General features: G+C 48.2%; 1 protein-coding gene. It reads right to left on the reverse strand.

The window, feature by feature from the left end; translation table 11 throughout:
* Positions 1–556: hypothetical protein (locus A3750_RS19015; protein WP_197475156.1), on the reverse strand; the 556-nt coding region annotated here is incomplete at its 3' end.
* Positions 557–595 lie beyond the last annotated feature (39 nt).

Raw genomic sequence — 595 nt, forward strand, 5'->3', positions numbered from 1 at the left:
GCATAGGAGAGAGCCAATGTGAGCGATAGCCAACATCAAACTGCATCCAGTCAACACCAAAGCTGGAGTAGGTGCCTTCCATGGATTCGCCGTCTTCACGACGCTCACCACCCAGAAACGCATACCAGTGTTGATTTAGTCGAAGGTATAGCTGCGCATTGATTGTTGCAGCGTTATCACTGTCTTCGCCTCGCTGATTCGGCAAAGGAATACTCTCATCGCTTTTGGCGTTCAACTCTAAATTAGCGTAAGTAAACCCATCCGTCTGCGAGTAACGCTTGAGATAGCTACGCACTTGTCGACATAGAGTGTTTGGCTCTTCACAGTAATATTTCAAAGCATCATGGACGCGTGCTGCAGGAATCGGCCGCGTTAAAACTGGATCGCCCGCCAGCACCATCAATCGTTCGATCTGACGTTCCGCTTCTGGTGAGATATGTAGTGGAAGATAAGGCGAAACACCTCGCGCGTTCGCCTTTAAGGGCATGACCGCCAACAACAAACCCAATGCGAAACTAAGCAAAGCTACTAGCGCGCTATCCTGGCGTAAGGACATCCAAATACTCTTAAAACACAAATGTAATTATGCAGTTAT

The organism is Oleiphilus sp. HI0079 (assembly GCF_001635105.1).